Below are 14,718 nucleotides of genomic sequence, written 5' to 3'. Positions count from 1 at the left end.
GGTCAGAGCGTACCGGGGCGCCAGTTGCCGTGGAAGCCCGCCGGGACGCGGCTGCTGAGATGGGCCAGCGCCACCGGGCCCCTGGCGATGTCGGTCGCCTCGAACACCGCGAGATCGCTGCGACCCTCTCCCGTGCGGAAGATCGTCGCCAGGACCCAGCCGTCGCCCTCGGCCGCCGCCTCGTGGCGCGGCACGAACACCGGCTCGCCGAGCCGGTCGTCGTTGCCGGTTTGCCACGTCGCATTGATGCCCTTCTTCAGGTCGTAGTGGGTGATGCCTTCGGTACGGCGGATGCCGGGCGTGGCGATGTCCGACACGATCCAGCCGTGGCGATAGTCGCTCATGGTGAAGCGTTCGTCGAAGCGCGGGAACTCGCCGGCGCGGTCGTCGAGCTGCTCCTCGCGGAAGGTGTTGCCGTGGCCGTCGAGGTCGAAGGTCCAGCGGAACAGGCGCGCCGCCGGTGGCTCCTTGGTCGAGGGCGAGCCGTCGGGCAGCGGGAAGAGCGGCGCCACGTCGTACTTCATGACGTCGATCACGACCTTGCCGTCCGCCGTTTCGAAATGGTTCATCGGATGGAACACGTAAGACGGTGGCGCCGTGACCCACTTCATGTCGGCCAGCGATCCCTTGCGTGGGATGAAGGCGATGTGCGTGCCCTTGTCCGGCTCCCAGGCGAAGGGCGGCATGCCGCCCATGGCGCGCTCCATCGACGAGGTGAGGGGGAAGATCGGCACGACGATCCAGTTCTTCGTCACGGCGAAGTCGTGGATCATGGAGGGGAAGGGGCCGTCGAAGATCTCGCTGCGCGTGACGGTGCCGTCGGCGGCCACGACCTGGATGCTGACTTCCTTGGTGAAGCGGCCCTTGGCGGAATAACCGAAGGCGATCATCTCGCCGGTCTCGGGATCGAACTTCGGATGCGCGGTGAACGGCCCGGCGAGCTTGCCGCCGAACGTCTCGTAGCCGCCATTGTCCGGGCCGACCGGCATCAGGCTTGCGGCATCGAGCGAGAAGGGCGCATGGCCTTCCTCGAGCGCTAAAAGCTTGCCGCCATGCCAGACGATGTTGGTGTTGGCGATGGTCGAGTTCAGCGCGAACACGCGCGGATCGGTGTAGCGCGGATTACCGAACGTGCCGGACAGGCCTTCGCCTTCCTCGTTCTCGATCTTCCACTTCGGCGTCCGCACCCAGCGGTTCTTGTAGGAGACGTTGCCGTTCTCGATGTGGAAGGCGTGGATCATGCCGTCGCCGCCGAACCAGTGATAGGGCCCGCGCGGCGCGAACTGCGGATTCGGCCCGTTGCGGTAGAGCGTGCCGCACAACTCCCGCGGCATCTCGCCGGTGATGTGGAGATGACCTGCATCGGCCTCGGTGTTCACCGGTGCGTAGTAGCCCTTGAGGAACGGATTGTCGGTCGGGAATGCCTTGGCCACGGTAAGTCTCCTTCTGGGTAACGCCGTGTATTTAAGAGACATTATAGATACACGGCGTTTCCCGCAAGAGGGATTTGAGATTAGTTCGTATCGGAGGGTAGTCATTCACGGACCCTCCAGACGTGGCTATCGACCTGGAAGCCGAGATCGCGAGTCCTGTCTAATGCCCGCGCCGATCGCACAAGGCGCGCCCGCCCCAAATACGAAATCGAGGTAAGTACCGTAGGCAGCGGTCGGAGGCGGTTTGTAGTACGAGATCGAGACGCCATCCGTTGCGATTTGATAGCGTGCTCCGATAAGCCTTTTCAGGCGTTCTGCCGAAAGACAAAAAAAGCTGGAAAGATTCACAAAGCTGAGATGGCCTTCGACGCTCTTATCGTCCGGCGTCTTGCACCTGACGCTGCGGTAAAGACTGAAAACGACGTAAGGTGCTTCAATAACCGTAGGACGGTTTATGCCGAATCCCGGAACTTTCATATCGGGCACACCTTCCGGGCCTGCGCTGAACCACGATCCTCTAACTTCCGATTTGGTTATCTCTATCGATTTGTTGAAGCCCCCGGCATCGCAGCTGGGTGTACCCGCCGTTTTTTGAGTCTCAAATTTCATGTCGATGCCGAGGACTTTCGCCAACCTCTCAGGTTCGTAGAGTAAACCCTCGTCTGCGATCTTCTTGAGGAGAAGAACAAGCCGGTCGCCCTCGGGCTGCGGCTTCTCTTTCGAAAGCGGCTCCGGCTCCGATTTGGTGTGACAGGCGCTGATCGCGATTAAGCTAAAAGCGGCAATGACGATCGCGGCCGGGATGTTCCGGAGGGTTGCGCTAAGGATCACCGGCTGCCTCGAAAATGACTTCAGCGCATCATGCCGTTTTATTGGATATCGACAACCGGCCCATTTCCTTCATCCGATCCCTCGCGCATGCGGTTGAAGGGATCGCGCAGGCTTCGGACACGCCTACTGCGTTCGGAGGAGACATCGGCTAATCAATACCAGCATGAGTCTAGCCAATCCTGTTCTGCCACCCGGTTATTCCGCCGTTCCGCCGGGGCACGTCGCCACCGTCGTGACGAGCCTCGAAATGTCGAGTCGCCCGCCCCAGCGGCCGGCCCAGCCTTTCCCGCCGGGCGTCGCGTTGCAGCCGCTCGAGCGGACGATCGCGGCCTATCGCCGTCTCTATCGCGCGGTGGGCACGGACTGGCTGTGGTTCTCGCGGCTGATCATGGCCGATGAGAAGCTGCAGGCGATCCTCGACGATCCGCTGGTGGAGTTCCTGGTGCTGCGCAAGGAAGGGCGGGACCTCGGCATCCTCGAACTCGACTTCCGCGAGGCCGGGGAATGCGAACTCGCCTTCTTTGGCGTGGCGGCGGAAGCGGTGGGAACCGGCGTCGGGCGAACCCTGATGAACGAGGCGATTGCGCGGGCGTGGTCGCGGCCCATCAAGCGGTTCTGGGTGCATACCTGTTCGCTCGATCATCCCGCGGCGCTCGACTTCTACCGTCGCTCGGGCTTCGTGCCCTTTGCCTTTCAGGTCGAAGTGTTTCCCGACCCGCGCCTCAGCGGTGCCCTGCCGCGCGACTGCTCCCGGCACGTGCCCTTGCTGGGCTGACGTCGGCTACGCCTTGGGATCGGGAGCCGCTGCACCGGCGGCCTCGCGGATCTCGATGCGCCGGTAGAGGACGTGGCCGGTGATACCGATCGCCAGGATCAGCAGGCCGCAGCCGAGCTGCGTCGCCACCGCGCCCAACATGTCGAAGAACCAGGTGGCGACCAGGCTCGACACCAGCATGGCGGCGGCCATGATCACGAGGCGCAGCCGGAAGACGCGCGCGATGTCGTGGCCGTGGAACACGGTCTGCATGCGGGTGATCATCGGCACGAAGAAGAACGGCCCGCCCAGTCCCGCCACCATCGCGCCGGCCATCATGGCGGGCAGCAGGATCTCCGGCGGCAGCACCCACACCGCGATCGCGAGGAAGGAGAAGCCGCTGCCCATGGCGACGTAGCCTAAAAACATTGTCGAGTAGGGCCGGCGGAAGCGCACCGAACCCGCGACGATGTTGCCGCTGACGTCGCCCACGCCATAGGCGCCCATCACCAGCGCGTAGGCGGCGAGGTCGCCGAAGCCCAGGAAGGTCGGGCGGTACTCGGTGATGATCAGCGCGATGGCGAGGCTCAGCGCCACCATCCACGGCCCGTTAAGGATCGCGTTGGTGATCAGGATGATGCCGACGCGCGGCTCGCGCGACATCAGCTTGAAGCCGGCGGTCAGCGCCTCCCAGGCTCCGCGCCAGCCCGGCGCCACGCGCACCGGATCGCCCAGCCCGCCGCCGGTCAGCCGGTCGCGCGCCACGTAGAGCGCGTAGCCCGAGACGATGAAGCCGATCGCCGTCGCCGTGAGGAAGTGGATCACGGGGAGGAAGAGATGCAGCAGCGCCGCCACCATCGGCCCGAGCAGGCGGGCGATGCGGTAGGTCGCGTCGAACAGGCCGTTGATCGCCTGCTGCTCGTCGCGGTTGGGCACCAGGGTCGGGATGGTCGATTGCAGGGCCGGCGAGAACACCATGCGCAGCGCCGCGAGCCCGACCGAGGAGAGGATGAGGAGCGTGATCGACAGGCCCGAGATGTAGAAGCCGACCACCGGCAGGAAGGCGAAGGCCGCGCTCCAGGCGCGCGAGCCGATCATCGCGCGGTCGGGCCGCCAGCGGTCGAACACCACGCCCCCGAAAAGCCCGGCGACCAGCATGGCGACGTACTGCACGCCGGTCACGAGGCCGGCCATGTTGCCCGCCACCTCGACCGCCAGCCAGACGCTGGCCACCCGGAACAGGTCCTCGCCGATCGTCGAGGTGCAAAGACCCGACCAGACGATCTGGACGGCGCGGTCCTTTAGCGGGCGGAAGACTGGGAGCATGAGGCGTCAGCCCTGGACGATAACCTCATCCTGAGGAGCCGCGCGCAGCGCGGCGTCTCGAAGGATGAGCAACGGACGCGGTGCTCGTGCCCACCCTTCGAGACGCGGCCTGCGGCCGCTCCTCAGGGTGAGGTAGGTGTGTGCGGCGGCGTTTAACGAACCCACACGCCGCCCTTCTTGTCCTTGTAGCCAAGCGACAGATAGGCCGCGTCGACCAGCGACTGGCCGCGCTCGTTCATCAGGAGGCCGGGGCCCATGCGGTTCATCGTGTAGCCGAACGACATCCCGGCGACCGGATCGGCGAAACCGAGCGAGCCGCCGGCGCCGACATGGCCGAAGGCGGCGCTGCTCATGATCACGCTGTCGCAATCCTCGCCCCACAGCTTGGCGGCCATACTGCGCTTGCGATTGTCCATCGACTTCATGAAGCCCAGCGCAAAGCGCGTCGGGATGCGCAGGGTGGCGTCGTCGTGCGTCGCCATCGAGACCTCGCCCATGCGGGCGAGCGTCGTGGCATCGACCAGGTCGCCGCCGCCATTGGCCAGCGGTGCGTACATGCCCGCGAGGCCGCGTGCGTTGGTGATGCCGTTGGCCGCACCAATCTCGGCGGCATGGCCGGCGCGGGTGTTGGCGCCGCCCAGGCGCCAGGCGCCGTTGTTGAAATAGAAGAGCGCGGCCACCGACTCCTTGTTGGTCGCGAGGTCGCGCATGAAGGGCGTCACGGCGTCGGCCGCCTTGTAGACATGCGCCATGATCGGCGCGACCCGCGGCTCGATCTCCTCGGGCAGGCCGATCCAGAAATCGAGGCCCAGCGGGCCCGCGATCTCCTCGCGGAAGAAGGTCCCGAGCGACTTGCCCGACGCGCGCCGCACCATCTCGCCCACGGTCCAGCCGAAGGTGAAGCCGTGATAGCCGTTGCGCGTGCCGGGCTCCCAGAACGGGACCTCGTCGGCAAGGCGGCCGGTCATGTAATCCCAGTCGTAGGGCCCGTCGTCCTTCACCTTGGCGCGCACCGCCGGCACGGCCGAGGAATGGTCGAGCATCATGCGCGTCGTCACGCGCTCCTTGCCGTGCTGAGCGAACTCCGGCCACAGCTCGGCGACCGGCGCGTCGATATCGAGCTCGCCGCGGCTGGCCAGCACATGGGCGCACAAGGCCGTCGCGCCCTTGGTGCAGGAGAAGACGATGCTCACCGTGTCGCGTGTCCACGGCGTCTTCGCCTTGGGATCGGCGGTGCCGCCCCACAGGTCGACGACCGTGTCGCCACCCACCGTCAGGCAGACCGAGGCGCCGATCTCGCCCTTGTCCTTGAAGTTCTTCTCGAAGGCCTCGGCGACCTGCTCGAAGCCTGGCCGGCAGGTGCCTTCGGTCATTGCTTCGGCACCGGGATCTTGAAGGCATCGAGCACGAAGCGCGCGCAGTGCGACAGGCCGGTCTGGTCGATCCCGTGGCCGACGCCCGGCGCGATGTGCACGCCGACCGGCACGCCGTTCTCCTCCAGCGTCTGCGCCGCGCGCTGCGTCAGCACAGCCGGCAGCATCTCGTCGCTGTCGCCATGGATCAGCAGGACCGGCGGCTTGGACTTGATCTCGTCCTTCAGCGCCTCGGGCGCGGCCAGCATGCCGGAGAAGCCGACGATGCCGGCGAGCGGCTTCTCGCGGCGCAGACCGACATGCAGCGACATCATCGTGCCCTGGCTAAAACCGATCAGCACGGTCTTGCTCTCGTCGAGTCCGTACTTCGCCATCGTGTCGTCGATGAATTGCTCGGCGAAGGGCGCGGCCGAGCGCACGCCTGCCGCCGCGACCTCGGGATCGAGGCGCGAGATGCCGAACCACTGGAAGCCCATCGGATTGCCCTCGCACGGATAGGGCGCGTTGGGGGCATGGAACACCACGTCGGGCATCAGCGGCGCCAGCACGGGCGCGAGGCCGATCAGGTCGTTGCCGTCGGCGCCATAGCCGTGCAGCAGGATCACGAGATGGCCGGGCTTGCCGCCGGCATGCGGGCCGTGGCTGGGGCCGTCGAGCTTCTTGGTCATGTCGCCTTCTTCTCCTTCGCGGACCAGTCCGGCATGTTGCGGCGATAGTGCCAGAGCACCAGGGCGGCTGCGCTACGCCAGGGCCGCCAGGCCTCGGCGATTTTGAGAAGCCGCTTTGCGTCGGGACGTGTGCGTAACTTCTTGAGGTGTTGTGCGGCGACAACAAGACCGAGATCGAGGCCCGGCATGATGTCGGGGCGGCCATGCGCGAACATCAGGTAGATCTCGGCGGTCCACGGGCCGATGCCCTTGGCCTGCGTCAGCATCGCGATCGCCGCCGTATCGTCGAGCTCGTGCAGGGCATCGAACGCAATGCGGCCCTCGACGATGTCGGTGGCAAGGCTACGGCCGTATTTCATCTTGGCGCCCGACAGACCCACTGCGCGCAACTGCTCGTCGCTCATTGCTAAAAAGTCCGCCGGCAGCATAGAGGGCACGGCCGCTTCGAGCCGCAGCCAGATGCTGCGTGCCGCATGGACCGAGACTTGCTGGCCCACGATCGAACGCATCAGCCCGCCATAGCCCGTCGGCATCTCGCGCAGCTCGGGATGCCCCGCTTCCTGCAGGGCGCGGGCGATGTCCGGATCGGCGTCCGCCAGCTCAGCGAGGGCCTTCTTGAGGGTCTTCTTGTCGAGGACGACCGGGGATTTCGCTTTGGCCATGTCACCCGCCATAGCACGCGGCGAGGGTGCGCTGTAACGTCGGATCATGAGTGCGGTCACGCGTTTTGCCCCCAGCCCGACAGGCGAACTTCACCTCGGCAGCGCCTACTCGGCCCGCATCGCCTGGCAACGCGCGCGCGACGTCGGCGGCACGTTCCTGGTCCGTATCGAGGATATCGACATCCGCCGCTGTCGCCGCGAGTACGAGACCGCGCTGCTGGCCGACCTGCGCTGGCTGGGGCTGGCGTGGGACGGCGACGTGCGTCGCCAGTCCGACCACTTTGCCGATTATGGCCGCGTGCTGGACCAGCTCGACGAGCGCCGGCTGGTCTATCCCTGCTTCTGCACACGTGCCGATATCGCGGCCTCCACCAGCGCGCCGCATCCCACGGAAATGGGGCCGGACGGGCCGCTCTATCCCGGGACCTGCCGTCATCTCACCTGGGAAGAGCGCCGCCAGCGCATGGCGGCGGGCATCGAGCATTGCATGCGCTTCGACTGCGCCCGCGCGGCGGAGCAGGCGGGGCCTTATTCCTTCTTCGACGAGGCGCTTGGGCGAATAGAAGGGCAGCCGGGGCTGATGGGCGACTTCGTGATCGCCCGCAAGGATACGCCGACCAGCTATCATCTCTCCGTCACGGTCGACGACCACCTGCAGGGCGTGACCCTGGTGACGCGCGGAATCGACCTGTTTCCCTCGACCCATGTCCATGCGTTGCTGCAGAAGCTGCTGGGCTACGCTGCGCCGCAATATGCCCATCACCGGCTGCTGACCGACGCCACCGGCCGCCGCTTCGCCAAGCGTGACAGGGACCTCACCATCCGCAGCTTGCGCGAAAGCGGGAAGACTCCGGCCCAGGTGTTCGAGATGATCGACGGTTGGAGTTGCGCGGTCCCGGCGAAGGCATAACATCGAGGGCATGGACCGAAACGAACAACTGGCCGTCGGGAGGCGGCTGCTCGGCCATATCGACGGCCGTACCACCGATCTCGCCGACGCCTTGTTCCGCAATCGCGTCGACGCCTATTCCTGCCGCGAGCGCGCGGCCCGCGAAAGGGATGCGCTGTTCCGCAGCCAGCCGCTGTTCATGGGCCTGTCCTCGCGCATGCCCAAGACCGGCGACTACATCACCGAGGACGTGGCCGGCATGCCGGTGCTGCTGGTGCGCGGACCCGACGGCCAGGTGCGCGGCTTCGCCAACATCTGCCGCCATCGCGGTGCACCGGTCGCCCAGGGCTGCGGCAACGCCCGCGCCTTCGTCTGCCCCTATCACGGCTGGACTTACGACGCGCAGGGCAAGCTTTTGGGCGTCACCGACAAGGTGGGCTTCGCGGGGCTAGACCTCGGCGCGCACGGGCTGGTCCGTCTCTCCGCCGGCGAGAAGCACGGCATGATCTTCTTGCGCGCGACGCCGGTGCAGGAGGGCGAGAGCGCGGAGATCGACGTCGATGCCGTGCTGGGCTCGTTCGTGCCGGATTTCGCGGCGCTGCAGCCCGCGACCTATCCGCTTTATTCGGTCGACCGCATCACGCCGCGCATCAACTGGAAGTTCGCCGTCGACACGTTCCTCGAGGGCTATCACATCCCGCACCTGCACCGGAAAACCATCGCGCCGTACTTCATCGGCAATTGCGGGACGTTCGATGGTGCGGGCCGCCACGGCCGCATGTGCGTGCCGCGCACCTCGATCGATGCGGTGCGGCCGGTGCCTGAGCCGGAGCGCAATTTCCGCTCGCACATCATCGCGATCTACCAGCTCTTCCCCAACGCGATCCTGATCTGGCAGGTCGACCATATCGAGATCTGGCGGGCCTTCCCCGACCGCGACGATCCCAGCCGCTGCGACATCGAATTCTCGCTCTACCGTCCCGCCGACAGCGACCGCCCCGAGTCGCACTGGGCCAAGAACCGCGACATCGCCATCCGCACCGTGATGGAGGAGGACTTCCCGCTGGGCGAGCGCATGCAGATCGGCTTCGAATCCGGCGCGACCGGCGAGGTGATCTACGGTCGCAACGAACCCTCGCTCGTCCACTTCCACAGCTCGATCCGCAGCGCGCTGGGCGTGGCGGCGTGAACATTCCCGTCGTCCTGAGCGGAGCGCCGCAGGCGTGTAGTCGAAGGACCTTTTTTCCGACGCACGGTCTGTCGAAGCGAAAAGAGGTCCTTCGACTTCGCTGCGCTCCGCTCAGGACGACGGTTTTTTGTAAATGACCACCAGCCCGCTCGCGCGCGTCGCGCTGATGCTGAGCGTCATCCTGTTTGCCGCCAGCCTCACGCAGGATGCGTTCTGCGTCTCCGGCATCTGCTCGGACTGGCCGGGCTGGAGCATCCTGCTGTTCGGCGTGCTGGGTCACACGAGCTGGTTCGCCAATCCGCTGCTCGGCGTCTCATGGATCGCCGCGCTGTTCGCGCGTCGCATCCCTGCGCTGATCCTGTCGGTGGCCGCGCTGGGCCTCGCCGGCTCGTTCATGTTCGAGACGAGCGTGATCACCAACGAGGCCGGCATGGCCAATCCGGTGACAGGCCTGCGGGAAGGCTACTGGCTGTGGCTTGCGAGCATGGGCTTCGCGGTGCTCGGCGCGATCTTCGCGCGCAAGGCGCCGGAGAAGCTCTAACTGTCATCCTGAGCGAAGCGAAGGATCTCACGCCCGCCCCGGAGCCGTCTGGCCGTTCCGCAAGGTCCTTCGCTTCGCTCAGGACGACAGAACTATCGCCCCTCGAGCTGCTGGTTGATCCAGACTTGCACCGTGTTCGACTCAAGGAACTCCCGCGCGGTCTTGCGCCTTGCCGGATCGCGCGCGTCGCCGTCGATGATCGCGGTGATGACGTCGCATTTGTAGGGAACGGCGACGGCCTCGCCGTAGCGCAGGGACTTGTTGTGGCGGCGGTGGACGTAGACGCGGGTCCAGCCGGTGAGGTCCGTGACTCCAATCCGCTCACCCGGACCGACCGGCTGGAAACGTGAGTCGAGGAGCTTGATGTCGACGGCACGCTCCAGCGCGGCATCGTTCTCGATGCCTTCGGGACAATCCCCGCTGCTGCCGAGCGCATTCAACGTCAGCCAGACATAGACGTCGTGATCGTCGCCGCTATAGGCGTGACCCGCGGGCGCCCGCTCGGTCGAGAGCGGCCAGGTGAAAGGCCGCCAGCCAAGCTTGTCGGTCGGACCCAGCGCCACCTGTCGTTCGGCGAACCAGGCCAGCACGGCCAGTGCCGCGACCTGCGCCAGGCCGAGCGCGATGTAGGTGCGCGTCTGGCGGCTGATGGCCATCAGACGCGCGCTCTCATTCCCTCAGATCTGATGCGCCATCGGCGGCGCCGGAATCGGGCGGACCCGTTCGTAGGCGGCGGCGGCGCGCAGGACGAGGGCGTCCTTGGCGTGGCCGCTCACGATCTGCAAGCCGATCGGCATGCCCTCGCGGTCGAGGCCGCAGGGGATGGTGGCGGCGGGCTGACGCGTCAGGTTGAAAGTGAGCGTGAAGGGCGTCCAGCCGATGTCGACGCCGTCGCCGCCCCACGCGCCGTTCTCGTTCACCGCGAAGGCGGTCATCGGCATGGTGGGCGTCAGCAGCAGGTCATGCTTGGCCATGAACTGGTTCATGATCGCCGAGATCGCCTGGCGCTGGTGGATGGCGGTGACGACCGCCTCCTGGCCGAGCGTCGCGCCGTATTCGGCGGCCTTCACGAAGCCCGGATCCATCTGCTCACGCTTCTCGGGGCTGAAGTTCTTCAGCAGCAGCGCCACGTTGGACTGCCAGTGCGCGTTCAGCACCTTGCGCGGGTCCATGCCCATGAAGTCGGGCGAGTCCTCGACGATCTTGGCGCCCAGCGTCTTGAACACCTTGACCGCCTGCTCGACTGCAACCGCCACGTCGCGGTCGATCTTCTCGCGCTCGATGAAGCCCAGGTTCGGCGAATAGGCGATGCGCAGGCCCTTCACGCCCTTGTCGAAGCCTTTCAGGTAATCCTCGGCATCGTCGGGACGACCGTAGGGGTCGCGCGGGTCGGGACGGGCGATGACGTTCATCATCATCGCCGCGTCGCGCACGGTGCGCGTCATCGGGCCGATATGCGAGAGCGTGCCCTGTGCGGAGACCGGCCACAGCGGCACGCGCGCCTGCGTGGGCTTCAGGCCAAAGATGCCGGAGAAGGAGCAGGGGATGCGGACCGAGCCCGCGCCGTCGGTGCCGATGGCAAGATTGCCCATGCCGACCGCTTCGGCGGCAGTGCCGCCGCCCGAGGAGCCGCCCGAGGTGCGGCCGACCTTCCACGGATTGTGCGTGGCGCCGAACAGCTTGGAATCGGTGACGCCCTTCCAGCCATATTCCGGCGAGGTCGTCTTGCCGAGCAGCACGGTGCCGGCCTCGCGCAGACGCTGCGCCACCGGCGCGTCGACGTTGAAGGGGCCGTCGGGATCGGTGGCGAGGCTGCCCATGCGCGTGGGCATGCCCTTGGTCAGCACCATGTCCTTGATGGTGATCGGCACGCCGTCGATGTCGCTCAGACGCTTGCCGCCCTTCTTCCAGCGCTTCTCCGAGGCGCGCGCCTGGCGCATCGCCGCATCGGGATCGAGATGCTGGAAGGCATTGAGCTGGGCGTTGAAGGCGTCGACGCGGGCGAGCGCCGCCTTGGTCGCCTCGACCGGCGAGGCCTTGCGGGCCTTGAACAGTTTCACCAGCTCGTGGGCCGGCATCATCGCAAGGTCGGCAGTCATCTACTTGATCTCCGGAAGGACAGGGAATTTCAGGGGATGGGCGTCGGCGTAAGCGGCGGCGGCGCGCAGCACCAGCGCATCCTTGTAGTGCGCCGAAGCAATCTGCAGGCCGACCGGCAGGCCGAGCCGCGACAGGCCGCACGGCACCGTCGCCGCGGGGTGGCGCGTCAGGTTGAACTGCGGCGTGTAGGGCGACCACATGACGTTGGGCTTGCCGTCGGGGCCGGGCGGCAGGTTGGTGCCGGCCTCGAAGGGCTGCACCGCCACGGTGGGCGTGAGCAGCAGGTCGTATTTCTCGAAGAACAGGTTCCAGGCGATGGTGAGGTCGCGCCGCACGACCTGGGCGTTCACCACGTCCTGCAGGGTGTAACGCAGGCCAGCCTTGGCGCCCGCGAGCAGGCTCGGATCGAACTCGCCGTGGCGCTCCTCGGGGAAGACCTGTAGCAGGCGCTGCAGAGCGGCCAGCCAGTGGATCACGAAGGCACGGCCTGCTTCGCCGTAGGAGAACGGCGCCTCGACCGGCTCGACCGTGCAGCCCAGCTCTTCGAACTGGCGGGCGGCCTTGGTCACCATCGAGGCAACCTCGATGTCGACCGGATGGTCGCCGAGGCGCAGCGCGAAGCCGACCTTCAGCTTCTTCGGCAGTTTGCCCAGCTTCTTCGTGTAGTCGGTGTCGTCCTCGGGCAGGGCATAGCCGTCGCGCGGATCGGGCCGGGCGATGGCGTTCATCATCAGCGCGACGTCGAGCGCGGTGCGCGCCATCGGGCCGGTGTTGGAGAGATCGCCGGTCATCGAGGGCGGCCAGGCCGGCACCCTGCCGAACGTGGCCTTGAGACCGATGAGCCCGTTGAAGCTGGCGGGGATGCGCACCGAGCCGCCGCCGTCGGTGCCGATGGCGATCGGGCCGAGGCCCGCCGCGACCGCGGCGCCGGCGCCGCCGGACGAGCCGCCCGGCGTCATGCCGGTGTTCCACGGATTGCGCGTGATGCCGTGCAGCGGCGAATCGGTCACACCCTTGTGGCCGTATTCGGAGCTGGTGCTCTGGGCGAAGACGATGGCGCCCGCCTCGCGCAGCCGCGCCACGGCGGGCGCGTCGGCATCGACCGGCGTCTTGTCGGTGAGCTTGCTGCCCATCGAGGCCGGCCAGCCTTTTACGCGCACCAGCTCCTTGATCGAGACCGGCACGCCGTCGAGCGGCGACAGCTCGTCGCCCTTCTTCCAGCGCTTCTCGGACTCGCGCGCGGCGTCGAGCGCGCCCTTGGTCTCGACATGGCAGAGCGCGTTGACGCTGGTCGCCAGTTTCTCCGCGCGCGACAGCACCGCACGCATCGTCTCGACCGGCGAGGCCTTGCCCTTCTTGTAGAGCTTGCCGAGTTCGGCCGCGCTCGCCTGTGTCAGATCCTTCATGCCGCTTCTCCCGTCTTTGCCATGGCGGCGCGATACTGGCGGGCGAGCTGTTCGGCCTGGTAGTCGGCGGCCAGCGCCTGTTCGGTGCGGCCGACCCGTCGATAGATCGTGGCCAGCGCGCGCTTGGTCGCGGCCACCGTCGGCCGCTCGCGTTCGTCGGCCAGCAGGAGAGCAAGGGCAGCGTCGTTCCAGCCGGCGCGGGTCAGCGCATCGAGATGGATGGCGCCGAACAGCGCACGCTGCGCGATCGAACCGCCCAGGGTGCGCAGATGAGGCATCGCCCGGCCGATCAGCCGGGCGGCCGATGGCATGTCCCCGGTCGCGTGCGCGGCGAGGCCGTGCGCGAGCGGCACGACGCAGTCGGCCCAGGTCTCGCGTTCGAACGGCCTGGCGCGTTCGGCGCGGTCTTCCAGGTTCGCCAGCATTTCGGTGACGGCGCTGCGCTCGCCGGCGCGCGCAAGCCCATAGAGATAGTGGACGTCGTGGAAGGCGGAGAGATGCTCGTTCGTGCGCGGCTTCAGGTAGGTCGCGAGATCGGCCCAGCGCCCGCCGACATCGACGCCGCGCAGTTCGAGCCGCGCCAGCAGCGAGACAGCGTTGGCCTGGTCCTCGCAGAACTCCTTCCACACGCCCCAGACGCGACCGTCGTACAGCGACAGCGCTTCGTCGGTGCGGTCGAGGTCGATCAGGAAGAGAGCCAGGTGCCACCAGTTGTGGGTCTGCATGAAGGAGTTGCAGTCGGCCCAGGTGTCGGACACCGAATTGAGGAAGGCGACGCCCTCCAGCAGGCGGCCGCGTGCTTCGAGGCAATGAGCAACGGCGTGATGCGCCCACGGATCGTTGCGGTCGAGCGCCAGCCCCTTGCGGGCCATGGCTTCGGCCTCGTCGAGGCGATTGCACTCTTCGAGGCCGAACGCGTACATGCCCCAGACGAAGCGATTGTCTTCGTTGGCGGCGACGAGTTTCTCGCCGACATCGAGCAGCGTCTCGGCCTCGCCGCGGTTGAAGGCGAGGAGCTGTGCCAGCTTGCCGGCTAGAAGATCGCGCGGCCATTCGGCGACGATCTTGCGGAAGGCTGAAAGGCTGCGGTCGGTATCGCCCGCAACCCACGCCTCGATAGCGCCGAGCCAGGCGAGTTCGCGCGGGCTGGCCGAGGTCGCGAGCGTCTTCGCGCGCTTCAGGTAGCGGGAAGCGGCTTCCTGGCCCTCTGGCGAATACATCGTAAGGACGAGGCTCGCGGCCACCAGCGGCAGCAGCGCGCACTTCTCTTCCTTGTCGGCGGCGGCGATGAAGTCGGCGAACCGCTTGCCGAAGCCCAGCCATTCCTGCGTCACGAAATCGAGCGCGGCGACCGCGCTCTCGTCCGCATTGCCCAGCTCCAACCCTTGCCCGTCCCGCGCCACTCAATCCCCTCGATTTTGCGGGGGTGAGTTTCGCATGCCGTCCATCGGCTGGTCCAATACCAACCTCATCCTGAGGAGGCTGCGTAGCAGCCGTCTCGAAGGATGGGCTACGCGCACCCCGTCCGTTGCCCATCCTTCGAGAC

Annotated in this window: 14 protein-coding genes; 4 read left to right on the top strand and 10 right to left on the bottom strand. The window is 66.9% G+C overall.

All coding sequences use genetic code 11. The features are described 5' to 3' along the window. Positions 1-2: 2 nt before the first annotated feature. Positions 3-1,433 (bottom strand): carotenoid oxygenase family protein, encoded by a 1,431-nt coding sequence (locus AC1RP5_RS24705; RefSeq protein WP_493115117.1) that lies wholly within the window; start codon positions 1,431-1,433, stop codon positions 3-5. Positions 1,434-1,559: 126 nt separating this feature from the next. Next, entirely contained in the window at positions 1,560-2,264 is a 705-nt protein-coding gene (locus AC1RP5_RS24700; RefSeq protein WP_493115116.1) for a hypothetical protein, read from the bottom strand. Positions 2,265-2,511: 247 nt separating this feature from the next. Between AC1RP5_RS24700 and AC1RP5_RS24695 the strand changes: the two genes are divergently transcribed. Then, complete coding sequence (locus tag AC1RP5_RS24695; RefSeq protein ID WP_493115114.1) at positions 2,512-3,039, top strand: GNAT family N-acetyltransferase; 528 nt, start codon at positions 2,512-2,514, stop codon at positions 3,037-3,039. 6 nt (positions 3,040-3,045) lie between these two features. On the opposite strand, the gene AC1RP5_RS24690 is transcribed toward AC1RP5_RS24695, so the two are convergent. From AC1RP5_RS24690 to AC1RP5_RS24675, 4 genes are all read right to left on the bottom strand, one after another. Further along, positions 3,046-4,344, bottom strand: a complete 1,299-nt coding sequence (locus tag AC1RP5_RS24690; protein ID WP_493115112.1) for an MFS transporter — start codon at positions 4,342-4,344, stop codon at positions 3,046-3,048. A gap of 152 nt (positions 4,345-4,496) precedes the next feature. Next, positions 4,497-5,717, bottom strand: coding sequence for a serine hydrolase domain-containing protein (locus AC1RP5_RS24685; RefSeq protein WP_493115110.1), 1,221 nt, complete (start codon positions 5,715-5,717; stop codon positions 4,497-4,499). After that, entirely contained in the window at positions 5,714-6,385 is a 672-nt protein-coding gene (locus AC1RP5_RS24680) for an alpha/beta hydrolase (protein ID WP_493115108.1), read from the bottom strand. The genes AC1RP5_RS24685 and AC1RP5_RS24680 overlap by 4 nt, the downstream gene beginning before the upstream one ends. Then, on the bottom strand, positions 6,382-7,047 hold the full coding sequence (locus AC1RP5_RS24675; protein ID WP_493115107.1) for a DNA-3-methyladenine glycosylase family protein: 666 nt from the start codon (positions 7,045-7,047) through the stop codon (positions 6,382-6,384). Before AC1RP5_RS24675 ends, AC1RP5_RS24680 begins: the two co-directional genes overlap by 4 nt. A gap of 46 nt (positions 7,048-7,093) precedes the next feature. On the opposite strand from AC1RP5_RS24675, the gene gluQRS reads away from it, so the two are divergent. From gluQRS to AC1RP5_RS24660, 3 genes are all read left to right on the top strand, one after another. Next, positions 7,094-7,957, top strand: coding sequence for a tRNA glutamyl-Q(34) synthetase GluQRS (gene gluQRS / locus AC1RP5_RS24670; RefSeq protein ID WP_493115105.1), 864 nt, complete (start codon positions 7,094-7,096; stop codon positions 7,955-7,957). A 10-nt stretch (positions 7,958-7,967) separates the two neighbouring features. Further along, positions 7,968-9,125: an aromatic ring-hydroxylating oxygenase subunit alpha gene (locus AC1RP5_RS24665; RefSeq protein WP_493115103.1), complete on the top strand. Its 1,158-nt coding sequence runs from the start codon at positions 7,968-7,970 to the stop codon at positions 9,123-9,125. Between the two features lie 133 nt (positions 9,126-9,258). Beyond that, on the top strand, positions 9,259-9,666 hold the full coding sequence (locus tag AC1RP5_RS24660; protein ID WP_493115102.1) for a hypothetical protein: 408 nt from the start codon (positions 9,259-9,261) through the stop codon (positions 9,664-9,666). 92 nt (positions 9,667-9,758) lie between these two features. Here AC1RP5_RS24660 and AC1RP5_RS24655 read toward each other — a convergent pair whose 3' ends face one another. From AC1RP5_RS24655 to AC1RP5_RS24640, 4 genes are read right to left on the bottom strand one after another with little or no spacing between them, the layout of a single operon-like run. Further along, positions 9,759-10,322: a hypothetical protein gene (locus AC1RP5_RS24655; protein ID WP_493115100.1), complete on the bottom strand. Its 564-nt coding sequence runs from the start codon at positions 10,320-10,322 to the stop codon at positions 9,759-9,761. Between the two features lie 21 nt (positions 10,323-10,343). Then, on the bottom strand, positions 10,344-11,765 hold the full coding sequence (locus AC1RP5_RS24650; protein WP_493115099.1) for an amidase: 1,422 nt from the start codon (positions 11,763-11,765) through the stop codon (positions 10,344-10,346). Next, positions 11,766-13,172 carry an amidase gene (locus AC1RP5_RS24645; protein ID WP_493115098.1) on the bottom strand — a complete coding sequence of 469 codons (1,407 nt, stop codon included), beginning with the start codon at positions 13,170-13,172 and terminating at the stop codon, positions 11,766-11,768. Continuing rightward, a complete protein-coding gene (locus tag AC1RP5_RS24640; RefSeq protein WP_493115096.1) occupies positions 13,169-14,575 on the bottom strand; it encodes a tetratricopeptide repeat protein in 1,407 nt (468 codons plus the stop codon). Before AC1RP5_RS24640 ends, AC1RP5_RS24645 begins: the two co-directional genes overlap by 4 nt. Positions 14,576-14,718 lie beyond the last annotated feature (143 nt).

The organism is Reyranella sp. GW821-FHT12G01 (assembly GCF_058806575.1).
This window is presented reverse-complemented; position numbering and strand designations above follow the sequence as displayed.